The organism is Burkholderia sp. Tr-20390 (assembly GCF_017104595.1).
Classification (GTDB): Bacteria; Pseudomonadota; Gammaproteobacteria; order Burkholderiales; family Burkholderiaceae; genus Burkholderia.
Genome location: NZ_JAAGPC010000102.1, coordinates 15120 through 33282, shown reverse-complemented (window position 1 = coordinate 33282; position 18163 = coordinate 15120). Strand labels below are relative to the sequence as shown.

17 protein-coding genes and 1 pseudogene are annotated in these 18163 nt (G+C 64.5%); 6 read left to right on the top strand and 12 right to left on the bottom strand.

Annotation, left to right across the window (positions count from 1 at the left end; translation table 11 throughout):
- Positions 1-1113: 1113 nt before the first annotated feature.
- Positions 1114-1554 carry a hypothetical protein gene (locus G3N98_RS24550; protein WP_206149447.1) on the bottom strand — a complete coding sequence of 147 codons (441 nt, stop codon included), beginning with the start codon at positions 1552-1554 and terminating at the stop codon, positions 1114-1116.
- Positions 1555-2165: 611 nt separating this feature from the next.
- Here G3N98_RS24550 and G3N98_RS24545 point away from each other — a divergent pair.
- The gene (locus tag G3N98_RS24545) at positions 2166-2402 is read left to right on the top strand and encodes a hypothetical protein (RefSeq protein WP_124586159.1); all 237 of its coding nucleotides are present in this window, start codon (positions 2166-2168) and stop codon (positions 2400-2402) included.
- A 706-nt stretch (positions 2403-3108) separates the two neighbouring features.
- On the opposite strand, the gene G3N98_RS24540 is transcribed toward G3N98_RS24545, so the two are convergent.
- Positions 3109-3342, bottom strand: a complete 234-nt coding sequence (locus G3N98_RS24540; RefSeq protein WP_124585940.1) for a hypothetical protein — start codon at positions 3340-3342, stop codon at positions 3109-3111.
- A 345-nt stretch (positions 3343-3687) separates the two neighbouring features.
- Here G3N98_RS24540 and mutS point away from each other — a divergent pair, with 345 nt between their 5' ends.
- Together mutS and G3N98_RS24530 are read left to right on the top strand one after the other, a co-directional pair.
- Complete coding sequence (gene mutS, locus G3N98_RS24535; RefSeq protein ID WP_206149446.1) at positions 3688-6345, top strand: DNA mismatch repair protein MutS; 2658 nt, start codon at positions 3688-3690, stop codon at positions 6343-6345.
- The gene (locus G3N98_RS24530) at positions 6326-7597 is read left to right on the top strand and encodes a hypothetical protein (protein WP_206149445.1); all 1272 of its coding nucleotides are present in this window, start codon (positions 6326-6328) and stop codon (positions 7595-7597) included. Before mutS ends, G3N98_RS24530 begins: the two co-directional genes overlap by 20 nt.
- Here the strand turns inward: G3N98_RS24530 and G3N98_RS24525 are convergent.
- On the bottom strand, positions 7577-8119 hold the full coding sequence (locus G3N98_RS24525) for a peptidylprolyl isomerase (protein WP_059554208.1): 543 nt from the start codon (positions 8117-8119) through the stop codon (positions 7577-7579). The two genes, G3N98_RS24530 and G3N98_RS24525, sit on opposite strands and share 21 nt — an antisense overlap.
- A 32-nt stretch (positions 8120-8151) precedes the next feature.
- On the opposite strand from G3N98_RS24525, the gene G3N98_RS24520 reads away from it, so the two are divergent.
- From G3N98_RS24520 to G3N98_RS24515, 3 genes and pseudogenes are all read left to right on the top strand, one after another.
- Positions 8152-9372 carry a cupin domain-containing protein gene (locus tag G3N98_RS24520; protein ID WP_089495146.1) on the top strand — a complete coding sequence of 407 codons (1221 nt, stop codon included), beginning with the start codon at positions 8152-8154 and terminating at the stop codon, positions 9370-9372.
- A 56-nt stretch (positions 9373-9428) separates the two neighbouring features.
- Positions 9429-9675: pseudogene (locus tag G3N98_RS40375) on the top strand (hypothetical protein).
- Complete coding sequence (locus tag G3N98_RS24515; RefSeq protein ID WP_021162672.1) at positions 9605-9868, top strand: hypothetical protein; 264 nt, start codon at positions 9605-9607, stop codon at positions 9866-9868. Before G3N98_RS40375 ends, G3N98_RS24515 begins: the two are co-directional and overlap by 71 nt.
- Before the next feature lie 113 nt (positions 9869-9981).
- On the opposite strand, the gene G3N98_RS24510 is transcribed toward G3N98_RS24515, so the two are convergent.
- From G3N98_RS24510 to G3N98_RS24470, 9 genes are all read right to left on the bottom strand, one after another.
- Positions 9982-10758, bottom strand: a complete 777-nt coding sequence (locus G3N98_RS24510; RefSeq protein ID WP_089473139.1) for an MBL fold metallo-hydrolase — start codon at positions 10756-10758, stop codon at positions 9982-9984.
- 4 nt (positions 10759-10762) lie between these two features.
- The gene (bamC, locus tag G3N98_RS24505; RefSeq protein WP_089425741.1) at positions 10763-11908 is read right to left on the bottom strand and encodes an outer membrane protein assembly factor BamC; all 1146 of its coding nucleotides are present in this window, start codon (positions 11906-11908) and stop codon (positions 10763-10765) included.
- Positions 11909-12019: 111 nt separating this feature from the next.
- On the bottom strand, positions 12020-12925 hold the full coding sequence (gene dapA, locus G3N98_RS24500) for a 4-hydroxy-tetrahydrodipicolinate synthase (protein ID WP_011352532.1): 906 nt from the start codon (positions 12923-12925) through the stop codon (positions 12020-12022).
- Between the two features lie 48 nt (positions 12926-12973).
- Complete coding sequence (locus G3N98_RS24495; RefSeq protein WP_206149444.1) at positions 12974-13576, bottom strand: class I SAM-dependent methyltransferase; 603 nt, start codon at positions 13574-13576, stop codon at positions 12974-12976.
- Between the two features lie 8 nt (positions 13577-13584).
- On the bottom strand, positions 13585-14787 hold the full coding sequence (locus G3N98_RS24490) for a tryptophan--tRNA ligase (protein WP_011352534.1): 1203 nt from the start codon (positions 14785-14787) through the stop codon (positions 13585-13587).
- Between the two features lie 8 nt (positions 14788-14795).
- On the bottom strand, positions 14796-15458 hold the full coding sequence (locus tag G3N98_RS24485; RefSeq protein ID WP_069248339.1) for a site-2 protease family protein: 663 nt from the start codon (positions 15456-15458) through the stop codon (positions 14796-14798).
- Between the two features lie 49 nt (positions 15459-15507).
- Entirely contained in the window at positions 15508-16140 is a 633-nt protein-coding gene (locus G3N98_RS24480) for an L-threonylcarbamoyladenylate synthase (RefSeq protein WP_089473141.1), read from the bottom strand.
- A 73-nt stretch (positions 16141-16213) separates the two neighbouring features.
- Positions 16214-17044, bottom strand: a complete 831-nt coding sequence (locus G3N98_RS24475; RefSeq protein ID WP_179255063.1) for a 3',5'-nucleoside bisphosphate phosphatase — start codon at positions 17042-17044, stop codon at positions 16214-16216.
- Positions 17045-17125: 81 nt separating this feature from the next.
- Positions 17126-18016 carry an alpha/beta fold hydrolase gene (locus tag G3N98_RS24470; RefSeq protein ID WP_089425744.1) on the bottom strand — a complete coding sequence of 297 codons (891 nt, stop codon included), beginning with the start codon at positions 18014-18016 and terminating at the stop codon, positions 17126-17128.
- Between the last annotated feature and the right edge of the window lie 147 nt (positions 18017-18163).

Genomic DNA, 18163 nt, shown 5'->3' with positions numbered 1-18163 from the left:
CCTGCATCGGCTTCCTTCAGCACCCCGATAATCTGCTCTTCACTGAACCGCGATTTCTTCATGACAAGGTTTCTCCTGCGGCCTTGCCACTAACTTTACAGTGGGATACTTCAGAGGGGAAAGGTCATTTGCACGGTGCCTATGGATTCGTGTCTCGATTATCGGCATTCTAGGACCGTAGGTCCAACGGTCGCTTCTAGCCAGCAAAGCCGGTCGTGCCGCGGACACCTAGCCGAAAGACGAACTTCGCGCTCGCGCGCCCGACCCAGCAACCTTTCCCGGTCACATGAGCACGCAACCCTCAGTAGCACCTGCAACCGTCACCCCAATGATGCAGCAGTACCTGCGCCATATCAGATAAGGCGCAGCGCACAAACCTACGCCAAGACCTACGCCCATGGACGCTTCTAATAAGGCTTATGACAATAGCGGCACTTAGAACCAACCCAAGGAGTCCAGGTGCCGCGTGGCGTAAGAATGGCAAGTGATCGACAATGCGGGCAGACTAGAACAGCAAGCTGAGCCACCGACAAACACACTGCAATCACAAGAAAAACGATCGCCGCCAATGCTTTGGTCGACGGCGGCAGGAAAATAACAAGGGGCGCGGCAACGCCAAGTGGTATCGCTGTGGCTGCCAAGTAGAAAAGCGTCGCCTTTGTACGCAGTCGCATTGCTAGCCCCGCTCTAGTGGGGTTACTGATGGTCGCTTACAGCAGTCGACATGCCGTAGAACAGCACCCATCTCCTCTGATGTCTTCCGTGCAATCTCCAAACCCATACAGACGCAGTCTAGACTATCGCCCGCAACTGGCGTGCCTGGGTAAGTACTACGTTGTGGGTTGTGTCGCGCAGCGCTAAGCCCATGCCCCCAGTCGCTGCCAATTCTCAACACCCGAAACTAGCCAAACGGTGAACTCCGCGCAGGCGCGTTCGGCCCGCTGTAAACTCGGGCAACCAAAGCAACTCTTCCCGGTCACTTGAGCATGCAACCCACCGTAGCACCTGCACGGGTCACTCCAATGACGCAGCAGTACCTGCAGCTTATCTGACAAGGGTCAGCGCAAAAACCTACGCCAAGACTAACGCCTGCTGTTTTGAGGAGCCGTTAGCTCAGTCCATCAAGAACCTAGACTCTGGACAGACCCACGGTCGGCCATTACCGATGAAGAAGATGAAGCGAGTGCCTTGTTCTGAAATCGAATTTTTAGCATCCGGCCTTCGCAAGAAACGAATTTTAACCGCCTTAGCAACAACACCCGCCCCTGCTTTCAAGGTCGCACTTTCCAGGCTTCCTTCGACTGCTTCAAGGCGACCAAATCTGTATCCAATTGCCATGTAGGTGTGGGCAACCGCAATACCGAATAAACAAATACCCGCGCCGCCAAACGCTATTCCTCCTACTGAATCACCAGTGATGCCAAAGTACACAATAGCGCGCTCCAATGCATAGCTACCCAGCAAGATAGATCCCAGACCCATGATCGCGTAAGCATTTGCGCGTGACTCTGGTCTCATTTGTAGCCTCACTGAACCGTGATTGACAATTTTCAAGAGGCGCACCGCGCCCGGATGCGTCCCTGGCGATCAACGAACCCAAACAGTCATAATCTAGTCGGCCTACCCCAACTGGCGTGTCGGGGTTAGCACTATGTCACGGGGTATGCCAACAGCGCTAAGCCCACGAATTCGCGTTGCGCAACGCGCAACTGGGACAGGAACACTGGTCGCCGCGGACTCTCGATACCGCCAACTGGCCAAACGGTGAACTTCGCGCGGGTGCGTCCGGCCCGCTGGTAAACTCAGGCAGCCAAGGCAACTGTTCCCGGTCACATGAGCATGCAGCCCCCGCAGCACCTGCACCCACCACTCCAATGATGCAGCAGTACCTGCGCATTATCTGACAAGGAAAAGATCAAAAATCTACGCTGCAAGTTACGCCAGCTAAATTGGCAAACGGTCGCACGCGCTACACGCTTCAACATCGACAGCTGGATCATCGATAAACCCAAATAGGGGCCGACTCGGGTTGCGTGCTATCACCAGTAGCACACGGAGCAAGACAGGGCGACGATATGAGATCGCCTTCGGGGAAGCATCTCAAGTACGCAGCGAGAATACGAGTTACAACCGCCCTTCAGTGTGCAATTGAGGAAAGGCATGAGATGAACGAGAGACTTGCAGCAGGCATCTTTGGGGGAGCGTGCATAATAATTGGTATCATCAAAGCAGCTCGACCATCGTTATTTGTTGATTATCGTGAGCGCCACCCCTGGATGAATTTGTTTGGATTTTACTCTTTCATTTTCAAAACAAAATATGCAAGACCGGCCATCGTCGCGAATGGCATCATACTCATCTTAATGGGACTAGCGCTTTTCATATGGTCCCAGCGCAACTAGATATTTCCACATAGTTGGCGCTTACCATCAGTATCAACCGGCCAGACGGCGAACTTCGCGCTGTCGCGTCCGGCCCACTGGTAAACTCGGGCAGCCAAAGCAACTTTCCCCGGTCACGCCACCCACCGCAGCACCTGCACCCGTCACCCCAAGACCTACGCTCAGGCTGTTCGGGACCGACACGCTATTGATCACGCTTCACATGCATTTCGATGTTAATTGACTTACTTCTCGGCCGCTGCTTGAATCTCTCGGCAAAAGTCCTTCAGAGTTCCAGGACATTGTTTGTCCGCATTCCGGGCGATCCGCCGCAACCGTTCTGCCGGGACTGTAGCGTCAACATGCCGAACAATGAATGTGCGGAAAGCTGGGGCCGACGCGATCACGGGTTCCAACTGCTGAATAGTGCCCCAGTGATCTGCGAGCAAAAGAGAGTTTGATTCGCTGAACCCTTCAGCGACTGCCCCATCGTCACAGTTTGCGAACTTTCGAAATTGTCGATGCAACTGCATCCACAACGTGGCGGCATCAGAAACAGCCTCGGCCCTCAGAGTTTGGTCTGAAGTGCAAACGTTGGGCCCGGCGAGCGCCGTTGACGAGTAGAAAATGGCGACAAGCCAAATTGCGAAGTAGCGACGTGTCGCTTGGAAGGTTGCGGCATCGACCGACGGAAAGTGGGCGCTTTGCGTCTCATGACCAAACCCGTTCACTCGGACGCCTCCTCGATAGCCTTTAAAATTATTTGTGGGTCGTCAATTACACTCTCGTCTCCGGAAAAACGCGACATTTCCATATGTCCATCGTCGAAGACGTCGATCTCGATACGCTCACCTGGCACAGTTATCGAGACCAGAATGGTGTCCGGGCGATGTCGGCCCAATGTATAAAAGAGGCGGCGTTCGTCGAGGCTGCTAAGCAATTCGTACAAGGAATGCGCCATATGTCCTCCGTCACGGTCAGCAGATCATGACAACCCCGAAAATGACACGGTAGGTCGATTCGTTCGCGTAGCGATCTCCGGTCGACATATCGAGGAAATGGACAGAACGTCCGATATCCGATCAACGAACCCGTACAGTCACAATCTAGCCTGTCGACCGCAACTGGCGTGTCGGGGTTAGCACTACGTGGCGGGTCGTGCCTGCAGCGCTACCGCCTGCGAGCTAGGACAGGCCCCTGGGCACTGCCGATTCGTCCTGCACCTGGCCAAACGGCCAACTTCGCGCTCGCACGTGAAGCCACTGGTAAACTCGGGCAACCAAAGCAACAACTTCACGCCTGACTTATGACCACGCTGTCGCCCGACGCCTTCGCCGGCCACACTCCAATGATGCAGCAGTACCTGCGCATCAAGGCCGACCATCCCGACACGCTTGTCTTCTACCGGATGGGCGACTTCTACGAGCTGTTCTTCGAAGACGCGGAGAAAGCCGCACGCCTGCTCGACCTGACCCTCACGCAACGCGGTGCCACCGCCGGCACGCCGATCAAGATGGCCGGCGTACCGCATCACGCGGTCGAGCAGTATCTTGCGAAGCTCGTGAAGATGGGCGAATCGGTCGCGATCTGCGAGCAGATCGGCGATCCCGCCACGTCGAAGGGCCCCGTCGAGCGCAAGGTCGTGCGCGTCGTCACGCCCGGCACGCTGACCGATGCCGCGCTGCTGTCCGACAAGAACGACGTCTACCTGCTCGCGATGTGCACGGGCCACAACAAGCGCGGCGTCGCGGTGAACGTCGGCCTTGCATGGCTGAACCTCGCCAGCGGCGCACTGCGGCTCGCCGAAATCGAACCCGACCAGCTCGCGGCCGCGCTCGAACGCATCCGGCCGGCCGAGATCCTGACGCCGGACGGCGCGACCGATGCCGTGCCGGCCAGCGCGGGCGCAAGCAAGCGCGTACCGGCATGGCACTTCGACATCGCGTCGGGCACGCAGCGCCTGTGCGACCAGCTCGATGTCGCGAGCCTCGACGGTTTCGGTGCGCATTCGCTCACGAGCGCGTGCGGCGCAGCCGGCGCGCTGCTGCTCTATGCGGCCGCCACGCAGGGCCAGCAACTGCGACACGTGCGCAGCCTGAAGGTCGAGAACGAAACGGAGTACATCGGTCTCGATCCGGCCACGCGCCGCAACCTCGAACTGACCGAGACGTTGCGCGGCACCGAGTCGCCGACGCTGTATTCGCTGCTCGACACGTGCTGCACGACGATGGGCAGCCGCCTGCTGCGGCACTGGCTGCATCACCCGCCGCGCGCGTCGGTCGCCGCGCAGTCGCGCCAGCAGGCAATCGGTGCATTGCTCGATGCACCGGCAAACGCAAGCCTCGATGCGCTGCGCAGCGCGCTGCGCCAGATCGCCGACGTCGAACGGATCACCGGGCGTCTCGCGCTGCTGTCCGCGCGCCCGCGCGACCTGTCGAGCCTGCGCGACACGTTCGCCGCGCTGCCGGCACTGCGCGAGCGCATCAGCGCGATCGTCGCGAACGCGGATGCACTCACCCGCGTCGACGCAGCACTCGCACCGCCTGCCGAATGTCTCGACCTGCTGACCAGCGCGATTGCGCCCGAGCCGGCCGCGATGGTGCGCGACGGCGGCGTCATCGCGCGCGGCTACGACGCCGAGCTCGACGAGTTGCGCGACATCTCGGAGAACTGCGGGCAGTTCCTGATCGATCTCGAAGCGCGCGAGCGCACGCGCACCGGCATCGCGAACCTGCGCGTCGAATACAACAAGGTGCACGGCTTCTACATCGAGGTCACGCGCGGCCAGACCGACAAGGTGCCCGACGACTACCGCCGGCGCCAGACACTGAAGAATGCCGAGCGCTATATCACGCCCGAACTGAAGACCTTCGAGGACAAGGCGCTGTCCGCGCAGGAACGCGCTCTGGCGCGCGAGCGCGCGCTGTACGACGCGGTGCTGCAGGCGCTGCTGCCGTTCATCCCGGAGTGCCAGCGCGTCGCATCGGCGCTCGCCGAGCTCGACCTGCTCGCCGCATTCGCCGAACGCGCCCGCGCGCTCGACTGGGTCGCACCGACCTTCACCGACGAAATCGGCATCGAAATCGAACAGGGCCGCCACCCGGTCGTCGAAGCGCAGGTCGAACAGTTCATCGCGAACGACTGCCGCTTCGGCACCGAGCGCAAGCTGCTGCTGATCACCGGCCCGAACATGGGCGGTAAGTCGACGTTCATGCGGCAGACCGCATTGATCGCGCTGATGGCGTACGTCGGCAGCTACGTGCCGGCCAAGTCGGCATGCTTCGGCCCCATCGACCGGATCTTCACACGGATCGGCGCGGCGGACGATCTCGCGGGCGGCCGCTCGACGTTCATGGTCGAGATGACCGAAGCTGCAGCGATCCTCAACGACGCGACGCCGCAAAGCCTCGTGCTGATGGACGAGATCGGCCGCGGCACGTCGACGTTCGACGGCCTCGCGCTCGCGTGGGCCATCGCGCGCCACCTGCTGGCGCACAACGCGTGCTACACGCTGTTCGCGACGCACTACTTCGAGCTGACGCAACTGCCGGCCGAATTCCCTCAAGCGGCCAACGTCCACCTGTCGGCCGTCGAGCACGGCCACGGCATCGTGTTCCTGCACGCGGTCAACGAAGGCCCAGCCAACCAGAGCTACGGCCTGCAAGTCGCGCAGCTCGCAGGCGTTCCGGCACCCGTGATCCGCGCCGCGCGCAAGCACCTCGCGTATCTCGAACAGCAGTCGGCGTCGCAGCACACGCCGCAGCTCGACCTGTTCAGCGCGCCGCCGGCGGCCGCCGACGATCTGGAATGCGCAGACGCGCCGGCGCTGCCCGACACACCGCATCCGGCGCTCGAAAAACTGCGCGACATCGATCCCGACGATCTCAAGCCGCGCGAGGCGCTCGACCTGCTGTACGAACTGCGCACGCTGGTCCGGTCGCACGATGTCGACAGACACGCGTAAGCGCATCCTGTGCGGCCTGCCGGCTCGCACGGCCGCCATGCTCGTCGCGGCGGCGCTCGCGCTCGCGCAGGCCACCGCGCTGGCCGCGCCGCCGAAGCGCAGCACCACGCCCTACTCGTTCGCGGTCGTGTCGGGCGTGATCAACGCCCCTGGCGACGAACCGGCCGCCCAGCGGCTGCTCGATGCGATCGCGCGCGAGCGCAACCTCGCGTTCGTCGTCTATGCGGGCGATCTCAAGGGTTCGAAGGAAGCGTGCCGCGATGCACTGTATTCGCAGCGGGGCGCGATCCTGGATGCGGCACGCGTGCCGCTCGTGTTCATTCCCGGCCACGACGACTGGGTAACGTGCAACACCGCGGCCGGCGGCGGCTACGATCCGGTCGAGCGGCTCGACTTCCTGCGGCAGACGCTGCTCGCCGATTCGGCACTGCCCGACCGCGGCGCGCTGCAGATCACGCGGGAAAGCGAAGTCGCACGGTTCCGACCGTATCGGGAGAACGCCCGCTGGATGCGCGACGACATCGTCTACGTCGCGCTCAACGCGCCGGCGCCGAACAACCATTACCTGACGGCTGGCGGCCGCAACGGCGAATTCGAGGACCGCATCATCGCGAACGGTTTCTGGATCGACCACGCGGCCGAATACGCGAAGCGGCGTGAGGCACGTGCGATGGTGGTGATGTTCGAAGGCGATCCGCAGTTCGAACGCTATGAACGCGCGGAACGTTTCGCTTGGCTGCGTTTCAACCGGCCGCGTGTGCGCGACGGCTTCCGTGAGCTGAAACGAACGCTGGTGAAGGCGGCGGCGACGTTCCGCGGCCCGATACTCGTGATGCACGCGAGCAATGAGCCGCTTGCGAACGGTTTTCTGATCGACCGCCCGCTGCGCGCAGACGACGGTGAACTGGTGGGTAACGTGACGCGCGTCGCGATCGGACCGCGCCAGCCGACGAATCAGTGGGTCAAGGTGAGCGTGTCGCCGGCACGGCAGACGATCTTCAACGTGAGCTTGCAGGAGGTGCCGAAGAACCTGCCCGTGCCACCCGCGCTGCCGCTCGTGCCGCGTGACGACGTGCCGCTGCCGCAGATGCCGGAAATCCCTGCGTTGCCGGCGCTGCCCGACTCGTCGTCGGTCGCACCGCCATTGCAGGGTGACGGCGCCGCACCGGGTGGCGCGTCGTGGCCGGCGCCCGCCCCTGCGTCGGGGCCGGCACCCGGCCTGCCTGCGAGCTCAGTGCAGGGTACGCCCTGACGGCGCTTCGCCGTCTTCGTCGTCGTCCTCGTCGACGATCTCGAGCCCTTCCGCACCATGTGCGTGCTCATGCTCGATTTCGTCTTCGGTGGCTTCGCGAACGTCCTTCACGGTGAGCGCGAAACGCAGCGCCATGCCGGCCAGCGGGTGATTGCCGTCGAGCACGACCTTGTCTTCGGCGACGTCGGTGACCGTGTAGATCAGCGAATCGACTTCCTCGTCGCCGTCTTCCGGCGTGCCTTCGAACTGCATGCCCACTTCGAGCGGCTCGGGAAAACGGTCGCGCGGCTCGATCTTCACGAGTTCGGGATCGTAGTCGCCGAACGCGTCCTGCGGCTCGAGCTGAACCTGCGCCTCGTAGCCCGGCTCATGGCCGTCGAGCTGTTCCTCGATCTTGGGGAACGTGCCATCATAGCCGCCGTGCAGATAGACCATCGGCTCGTCGCTTTCCTCGATCAGATTGCCCTGTGCATCGGACAGCTTGTAAGTGACCGACACGACGGTGTTTTTTGCGATTTTCATCCAATTCTCCCAAATACAAATCTCATTATACGATGCGCAACCGGTCTCAAGCCGAACCGCGGGATGCCGCTGCCGCCCCGTTCGGCGCGCCGCCTTCCGATCTTCCCACACCGCTGCTCGGCGGTCTTACGCCGGCGCAATTCATGCGCGGCTACTGGCAGAAGAAGCCGCTCCTGATCCGCCAGGCCATCCCCGGCGTCGCGTCGCCGGTCTCGCGCGACGCGTTGTTCGAGCTCGCAGCGGACTATGACGCGGAATCGCGACTGATCACCCATTTTCGTAACAAGTGGCAACTGGAGCAGGGCCCGTTCGAGCCCGGCTCGCTGCCGGCCGTCACGCGCAAGGCCTGGACCCTCCTCGTGCAGGGGCTCGACCTGCACGTCGATGCCGCGCGCGCACTGCTCGACCGCTTCCGCTTCATCCCCGATGCGCGTCTGGACGACCTGATGATCTCCTATGCGACGGACGGCGGCGGCGTCGGTCCGCACTTCGATTCGTATGACGTATTCCTGCTGCAAGTCGAAGGCCGGCGCCGCTGGCGCGTCGGTGCGCAGAAAGACCTGTCGCTGCAACCGGACGTGCCGCTGAAGATCCTCGAAAATTTCGAGCCGAGCGACGAATGGGTGCTGGAACCCGGCGACATGCTCTACCTGCCGCCGCACATCGCGCACGATGGCGTCGCCGAAGGCGAATGCATGACCTGCTCGATCGGCTTCCGGGCCCCGTCCGCCGGCGAGCTGGGCGCCCAGTTCCTGTACTATCTCGCGGAGCGTGGCGGCCTGCGCGACGGTTGCGGCGATGATCTTTACCGCGATCCGAAGCAGCCGGCCGTCGACACACCCGCCCAGCTGCCTCCGGCGATGGTCGAACGCGTGGCCGAGATCGTGGACGCGATCCGCTGGCGCAAGCGGGACGTCGCCGAATTCCTCGGCTGCTACCTGAGCGAGCCCAAGCCGAACGTCGTTTTCGACCCGCCCGCGCGCCCGCTGTCCGAGGCCGCGTTCGTCACGCAAGCGTCACGCCGTGGCGTGTGTCTCGACAGAAGGGCCGCATTGATGTATAACGCGCGCTCGTACTTCATTAATGGTGAAGAAGGACCGCTCGAGCAGGCCAGCGAATGGCTGCCCGAACTGGCCAATCAACGCCAGATGGAGGCGAAACGGTTTGTAACACTATCCCGGGTTCCCTCGATGACAGCCTTGTTGCACGAGTGGTATCGTGCGGGCTGGATACGGGTCGGAAACCGGATTTAGTGTGAGTCGCCCCGTATGCCCGTACGGATCAAATTCTGTATGGGAAAGACAACGTATTGACCCCGCATTTGTCGACGGTCGATAGGAAAGTGCATATAATTTCCGCCCAAGCCGTAGGGAAGATTCACGCTCTAAGAAGTGCATCTCCACCAGCGGCCCAGGTCGGTGTTGGAGCACATTACCGGTATTGTTTCGCGCTGTTGCTTACCTTTAACCATAAAAGGACGTGATCATGAAGAAATCCCTCCTCGTAGCTTCCCTGTTGGCTGCTGTTGCACTGGCTGCTTGCAACAAGAGCGCTGATCAAGCTGCTTCGTCGGCTGCAAGCGACGCGGCGGCTGCTGCTTCGTCGGCTGCTTCGGCAGTTGCTGGTGCTGCGAGCGACGCTTCGGCTGCTGCTTCGTCGGCAACGGCTGCTGCGAGCGACGCTGCTGCTGCAGTGGCGTCGGCTGCTTCGGCAGCGACGGCTGCTCCGGCTTCGGGCGCAAGCCAGTAAGCCTCAGCGTCAGCTGAAAAAAAACCGGCCCGAGGGCCGGTTTTTTTACGTCTGCCGTTTCTGCGTCTATCGGACGGCAGTCGCACCGGGCCGCCGCAGCGGCCCTGCCCCGCTCATCCGAGCGCCAGCCAGTCGAAGCCCGCGTCCTGCGTGGCCACGACCACGTCGTCCCCGCTCGTCCCCAGTACGCCGCCAAACGCCTGGCGGACCAGTTCCGGCAGGTTGTTCTGCTGGCTCAGGTGCGCCGCGACCAGGTGCTTGAGGCGGCTGCGCTCCAGCGACGCGAGGATGTCCGCTGCGGCGTCATTGCTCAGGTGGCCGTGGTTGCCGCCGATACGCGCCTTCAGCGACTGCGGATAGCGGCTCGAGGCCAGCATCGCGGTATCGTGGTTGGATTCGAGCACCAGCGCGTCACAGCCGCTCAGGACGGCCGTGATGTGCGGCGTGGCCATCCCGACGTCCGTCAGCACACCGAGCCGGCTGGCGCCGTCCATAAAGACGAACTGGAGCGGCTCACGCGCGTCGTGAGGGACGGTATAGGGCATCACGGCCAGATCGCGGATCGCGGCCGTCTCGTCGCCCCACAGCACGTGGAGATCGACATCGGCCTCGTCCGCGCCGACCGCGCGCGCGGTACCCCAGCTCATGTAGAGCGGCAGCGATCCGCGGCGGGCGAGCGTCAAAGCACTGCCGACGTGGTCGCTGTGTTCGTGGGTAATGAGAATCGCATCGAGATCGCCGATGCTGAGATTCAGTCGGCCGAGCCGGCGCTCGACCTCCTTGGCGGAAAAGCCGCAGTCGAGCAGCACGCGGGTGGTCGTCGTGCCGCTCGAGGCCTCGACGACCAGCGCGTTGCCTTCGCTGCCGCTTCCGAGGCTGGAGAATCGCACGCGCTTAGTTCAACTGCGCGTGGAGCAGCGAAATGATCCGCTGAGCGTCCGACGAGTTGTCGACCTGGCCGTTTGCGCCGACCACCGCAACCAGCGTGCTGCCGTTGCCCTGTGCGCGCACGTTGACGAGGTACTCCTTGCCCGGCTTCGCGGCCGACGGACCGCCATAGAACAGCTTGCCGAACAGGCCGTCGCGCTTGAGCTCTTCCATCGTGTTCGCATAGCGCACGGTGTACACGCCCTTCTCGCGATCACGATTGTCGACCGCGAAGTTGGTGCGATCGAGCGCCAGGCCCACGCGCAGCCATGCGCGATCGAACGACTCGGCCAGTTGCAGCGTCGCCCCGCCGCTGCTCGTGTCGCTGACCTGCGCCGGCGCCGTCGCCGGACGGGCATCGGTCAGCAGCTGCTTCGCCTGCGCATCGGTCAGGCCGAACTTCTGCATCAGCTTCGACAGGAATACGGCTTCGAGCACCGGGTTGCGCGGACGCTCTTCCCAGCGCGACGACGTGCCGCCCTGCGGGCCGACCATCATTTCTTCCATCGCGCTGTGCGTGATCGAGATATCGGTGTTGCCGTCCGACGTGCGGTTCACGAGCGTACGGAAGCGGTCGCGCGTGCCGGACGAGTACGCGAAGTCGATGACCTTGCCGATCGTACGGCGGAACCAGTCGTCGGGGATGTTCGCGCGGTTTTCAGCCCAGTCGGTGGCCATGATGCCCGTCGACGGCGCATCGGTCTTCAGCGAGAAGCCGTTCTCCTGCCAGAACTCCTTCAGGATCGGCCACAGCTGCTCGGGCGTGCGGCCATCGACGACGAGCCAGCGGCGGTCGCCGTCGCGCTCGATGTGCATGCCGAGCGGATCCTGCGCGCTCGGGATGCCGTCGGTCGCGTTGCCCGCCTGCGTCGTGACCCGCGGCGGCAGCGTGCCGAGGCCGGCGTTGCTCGGCGGCGCGACGAACTGCTGCGTCGTCGGCACCGGCTTCAGGTCGCTCGGCACCGCGAGCGGCGGCGCCGAACCGGTGTTCTTGTAGTTGACCCGGTCAGGGGCCAGGTAGTCGTTCAGCGTATCGCAGCCGGCGAGCGCGCCCAGCGCCAGCGCCATCACCGACATCTGGATGGCGCGAGAGGAAAAGGCGAAACGTTTCATGAAATCCTTCGTCTTGCTAGAACGCTCGTCAGGAGCGGCGCCGGACGGAGCCGGCCGGTGCGGGTTGATCAGGGTTCGAGCCGGCGGCCGCAGGACGCGGCCGCCTCGGCATCAGGCGAGGACGCCGGCCTCGACGAGGGCCGAACGCACGGCTTCGTGGCAGCGCTCGTCGAGCGCCGTGAGCGGCAGCCGGATGCCGCCCTGCATCTTGCCCATCGCCTGCAGCGCCCACTTCACCGGAATCGGGTTCGCTTCGATGAACAGGTTCTTGTGCAGCGACAGCAGCTTCATATGCAGCGCGCGAGCCGTCTGTACGTCGCCGGCCAGCGCCGCGCGGCACAGGTCGCTCATCGCGCGCGGTGCGACGTTCGCCGTGACCGAGATATTGCCGTGGCCGCCGAGCAGCATCAGCGCGATCGCGGTCGGATCGTCGCCGCTGTAGATCGCGAAATGCTTCGGCGCGGCCTTGATCAGGTGCGCGGCGCGATCGATGTTGCCGGTCGCTTCCTTCACGCCGATGATGCCCGGGACTTCCGCGAGGCGCAGCGTCGTCTCGTTCGCCATGTCGGCGACCGTGCGACCCGGCACGTTGTACAGGATCACCGGCAGGTCGACCGCTTCGGCGATCGTCTTGAAGTGACGGTACATGCCTTCCTGCGTCGGCTTGTTGTAGTACGGCACGACCTGCAGCGTCGCGTCCGCGCCGACAGCCTTCGCGTGCTTCGTCAGCTCGATCGCCTCGGCGGTCGAGTTGCCGCCCGCGCCCGCGATGATCGGGATGCGTTTCGCCGCATGCTCGACCGCCGTGCGGATCATCAGGATGTGCTCTTCGACGTTGAGCGTTGCCGACTCGCCGCTCGTACCGACCACGACCAGCGCATCGGTGCCTTCCGCGATGTGCCAGTCGATCAGTTTGCGAAACGCCGGCAGGTCGAGACTGCCGTCTTCGAGCATCGGGGTGACGATCGCGGGGATGCTGCCGCGGATTTGAATGCCGTCTTGGGTGCCGTTAGCCATGAAACGCGAATGAGATTATGTACCGGTAAACATTGAGATTGTAGCGGATTAGCCGGGCAGTTCGTAACGTGGAATTCCCGCCCCCGCCTTCGGGGTCGCGCCCTCGCGCACTGCGCAGAGACGCTGGACGAATGCCTCGCGCGGCGCGGCGACGAACCCGTCCTCGTACGCGACCACCCGCAGGCGGCCGCGCACGGCGTCCAGCAGCTCGCCCGGGGCGAGCAGGAACGCGGGGTTGGACGGTTTCCCGACCGTTTCGTTTCCTTGCGCGAAGGTTTCGTAGATCAGCACGCCGCCCGGCGCCACCGCATCGAGCAGATGGGGCCAGAGCGGACGGTGCAGATAATTCGTGACCACCACCGCCGCAAACTGCTCGCCGGCCGGCAACGGCCACGGCGCGCCTTCGAGATCGGCGTCACGGGCATCGACGCCCGGAATCGAACGCAACGCGGCCAGTGCGGCCGGGTCGCGGTCGAGTGCGACGACCGGATGGCCGTGCGACGCGAACCAGCGCGCATGGCGGCCGCCGCCCGCGGCCACATCCAGCACAGCGCCGCCTGGCGACACGAGCCGCGACCATTGCGCGACCCAGCGCGACGGCTCGACCTGGGCGACGTGGCCGCCCGCGGCGGCAATGACGGATGCGCTCATGCGGCCGATCAGTTGTACGACAGGCCCATCGCGTCACGCACGTCGCGCATCGTTTCCGTCGCGTACTTGCGCGCCTTGTCGCAACCGTCCGCGACGATCGCGCGCAGCAGCGACGGGTCGTCCATGTACTTTTGCGCGCGCTCGAGCATCGGCTGCTGTTCGCGCAGGATGCCTTCGACGACCGGCTGCTTGCAGTCGAGGCAGCCGATACCCGCCGAGCGGCAGCCCTTCTGCACCCAGTCATGCGTCGCTTCGTCCGTATAGACCTGGTGCAGCTGCCACACCGGGCACTTGTCGGGATCGCCCGGATCGGTGCGGCGCACGCGCGCGGGGTCGGTCGGCATCGTGCGGACCTTCTTCGTGATCGTCTCGGCGTCTTCCCGCAGGCCGATCGTGTTGCCGTACGACTTGGACATCTTCTGCCCGTCGAGGCCCGGCATCCGCGATGCTTCGGTCAGCAGCGCCTGCGGCTCGACCAGGATGATCTTGCGCGCGCCTTCGAGATAGCCGAACAGGCGCTCGCGGTCGCTCATCGACAGGCTCTGCGATTCCTGCAGCATCGCGCGCGCCTGTTCGAGCGCCTCGTCGTCGCCCTCCTGCTGATACGCGTTGCGCAGCTCGTGATAGAGCTTCGCGCGCTTGCCGCCGAGCTTCTTCGCGGCATCGAGCGCCTTCTCCTCGAAACCCGGCTCGCGGCCGTACAGGTAGTTGAAGCGGCGCGCGATCTCGCGCGTCATCTCGACGTGCGGCACCTGGTCTTCACCGACCGGCACGAGCGAGCCGCGATACAGCAGGATGTCGGCCGCCATCAGCACCGGATAGCCGAGGAAGCCGTAGGTCGACAGGTCCTTGTCCTTCAGCTTCTCCATCTGCTCCTTGTAGGTCGGCACGCGTTCGAGCCAGCCGAGCGGCGTGCTCATGCCGAGCAGCAGCGCGAGTTCGGCGTGCTCGGGCACCTTGCTCTGGATGAACAGCGTGGCCTGCGCCGGATCGATGCCGGATGCGAGCCAGTCGATCAGGACGTCCCACACGTTCTTCTCGATGACCTCGGGAGTCTCGTAGTGCGTCGTCAGCGCATGCCAGTCGACGACGCAGAAGAAGCACGGGTACTCGGACTGCAGCTTCACCCAGTTTTTCAGCACGCCGTGGTAGTGACCGAGGTGCAGCGACCCGGTAGGTCGCATGCCGGAGAAAATACGTTCAGGGAACATGATTGTCGTTAGAGAAGCGAGGCGAATGGGGACAGGATGGCGCTCAGGACGGCATAGCCGACGTTGACGAGCGGGCGCAGCCAGAAGTTCGTCAGCACGCCCGTCGCGACCAGCACGAGGACGATGATGAAACCGTACGGCTCGATGCGCGACAGCGCGATCGATTGCTTCGTCGGCAGCAGCGCCGCCAGGATGCGGCCGCCGTCGAGCGGCGGCAACGGAAACAGGTTCAGCACGCCGAGCACGAGGTTCGCGCTGACGCCGGCAAACGCCATCCGCGTGAAGAACGGCTCGTCGACGCCGACGGCGGGCAGCACGAGGGTCAGCACGCCCCAGATCAGCGCCTGCACGAAGTTGCAGGCCGGGCCCGCGAGCGATACCCACAGGCTGCCCCAGCGCGGATCGCGCAGGTTGCCGAACGACACCGGCACCGGCTTCGCATAGCCGAACAGGAACGCGCCGCCCGTCAGGAAATACATCGCGAGCGGGATCGCGATCGTGCCGAGCGGATCGATGTGACGCATCGGGTTGAACGACACGCGCCCCATCATGTAGGCAGTGTTGTCGCCGAGCAGGCGGGCGGCGTAGCCATGCGCGGCCTCGTGCAGCGTGATCGCGAAGATCACGGGCAGCGCGTAGACGGCGATGGTCTGTATCAGGGAAGCATCCATATCGCGTTATTGTAACAAGCGCACTCGCGCAAAAAATGGAACGGCGCGCTTACGCGGCCGAGAGTCCGAACGGTTCGAGCGCGCCGCGCCCCGCGCGCACGAGCTCGGGCTCGTCGCCGGTCAGGTCGATCACCGTCGACGGCTCGCGCGGGCACGCGCCACCGTCGATCACGAGGTCGACCTGCTTCTCGAGCCGCTCGCGGATTTCGTCGGGATCGTTGAGTGGCTCATCATCCGGCGGCAGGATCAGCGTGGTGCCGAGCAGCGGCTGGCCGAGCGATTCGAGCAACGCGAGCGTGATCGCGTGATCGGGCACGCGCAGGCCGATCGTCTTGCGCGACGGGTGCGACAGCCGGCGCGGCACTTCCTTCGTCGCCTGCAGGATGAAGACGTACGGGCCCGGCGTCACCGACTTGATCTGCCGGTACTGGCGGTTGTCGACCATCGCGAAGTTGGCAAGCTCCGACAGGTCGCGCACGAGCAGCGACAGGTGCTGCTTCTCGTCGAGGCCGCGAATCCGGCGCACGCGCTCGACCGCGTCCTTGTCGTCGAGATGGCACGCGAGCGCATAGCTCGAATCGGTCGGCATCGCGATCACGCCGCCCTTGCTGACGATTTCCACGGCCTGCTTGATCAGGCGCGGCTGCGGATTATCCGGGTGAATCCTGAAGAACTGGGACATGGGGGGTCGTAAAGGGGGAAAAGTCGGATGCGCGCGGCCAACAGCAACGCAGGTGGCAGGCCGCCGCCCGGTGTCAGAGCCAGCGTTCCCAGACCGGTGTCAGGTCGGGCGGCAACGGCGGCAGGCTGCCGAGCTCGACACGGCCCTCGCCTGGCGCATGGAAATCCGAGCCGCGCGACGCTTCGAAGCCGAAGCGGCGTGCGACGTCCGCGTATTCGCGGTACTGGTCGGGGGTGTGGCTGCCCGTGACAACCTCGATCGCGCGGCCGCCCAGATCGATGAACTCGCCGAAGAACGCGTCGAATTCGACGGGCGTATAGCGATAGCGGCCCGGATGCGCGACCACCGCTTCGCCGCCGGCCGCGCGAATCCACGCAACGGCGTCGGGCAGCGTCGCCCAGCGGTGCGGGACGAATCCGGGCTTGCCGTCGCCGAGCAGCCGATCGAACACATCGGATGTCGACGTGGCGTGACCGTTTTCAACGAGGAAGCGGGCGAAGTGCGTGCGCGAGATCAGGTCGGGATTCGACACATACTTCAACGCGCCGTCGTACGCACCGGGAATGCCGAGCGTGGCGAGCTGCTCGCCGATCGCCACCGCGCGCGCCGCGCGGCCGTGGCGCGTGCGGTACAGGCCGTCGACCAGCACCGGATTCGCGGGATCGACATTCAGGCCGACGATGTGCACGGTGCGCGACGCCCACGTGACCGAAATCTCGACGCCGCTCAGGTAGCGCATGCCGAGCGCTTCCGCTTCGCTGCGCGCCGCTGCCTGGCCGCCGATCTCGTCGTGGTCGGTCAGCGCCCACAGGGTCACGCCGCCGGCATGAGCGCGGCGCGCGACGTCGGCAGGCGGCAGCAACCCGTCGGAAACATTCGAATGGCAGTGGAGATCGGCGTTCATTGTCGGCATGGCAGGTAAGGCTTCATTCTACTGCAACGCGGCAATGCGCCGCCCGCGTGCCCCGCCGCTGCCGCCTGGCGCCTACGCGCAGAACGCCTCGATCAGCGCCGCGATCTGCTCGGGCTGGTCGTGATGCACCATGTGTCCGGCGTCCTCGACGAGCTTCTCGCGCCAGTCGGGGAACGCGTTGAAGCGCGCCTTGAATTCCGGCAACGGGATGTCACCGGCGATGTGGGCCAGCGTCGGCGAATTGACGGCTTCGACGTGCAGCACCTTCGCGCGCACCTGCGCCCAGGTGGCCATCACTTCGTCGAGCCGGTACAGCTGCGGGCCCGGCATCTTGTGCGCGGGGTCGGCCAGCAGGTGGTACTGGCCGTCGTCGCCGCGCTTCGACCAGTGCGCGGCGAGGAACGCCGCACGGCGCGGGTCGAGCCGCGGATTGGTCTTGATCAGGCGCGCCGCCACGTCGTCGAGGGACGCGTAAGGGCGCAGCACGGGCGGTTCGCGCAACTCGTCCAGCCAGCCGCGCAACCGGCGCGGCGCTTGCTCGGCCCGCGCGGGCGCCAGCCCGAAACCCTCGAGATCGACCACGCGCCGCACGCGCTCCGGCCGCGCGCCGGCATACAGGCACACGACGTTCGCGCCCATGCTGTGCCCGACCAGGTTGACTTCGCCGGCCGGCGCATAGTGGTCGACGAGCGCATCGAGGTCGCCCAGGTACTCGTGGAACCAGTAATGACCGCCGCCCTGCCGCGCGACCGGCCAGTCGGACAGCCCGAAACCGCGCGCATCGGGCGCGATCACCTGCCAGTCGCCCGCGAGCGCATCGACAACGAACTGGAACGATGCCGAGACGTCCATCCAGCCATGCAGCATGAACAGCGTCGGCGCATCGGGCCGGCCCCAGCGCCGGACATGCAGCTGGACGCCGCGCACCGTGACGAAATCGGAAACAGAACTCGATGCACTCATTGCAGCCGCCAGAAAAAAGAATGATCGTTCGATTATAGCGGCGCCGCCCTCTTTCCGGCGTCCGGCAATCGAGGTGCCGCTCTAGCGGCGCGCGTGAGCCCAGGGCCGCGGAGAAACACCATGTCCCGGGCACCCGGGACGGCGGGC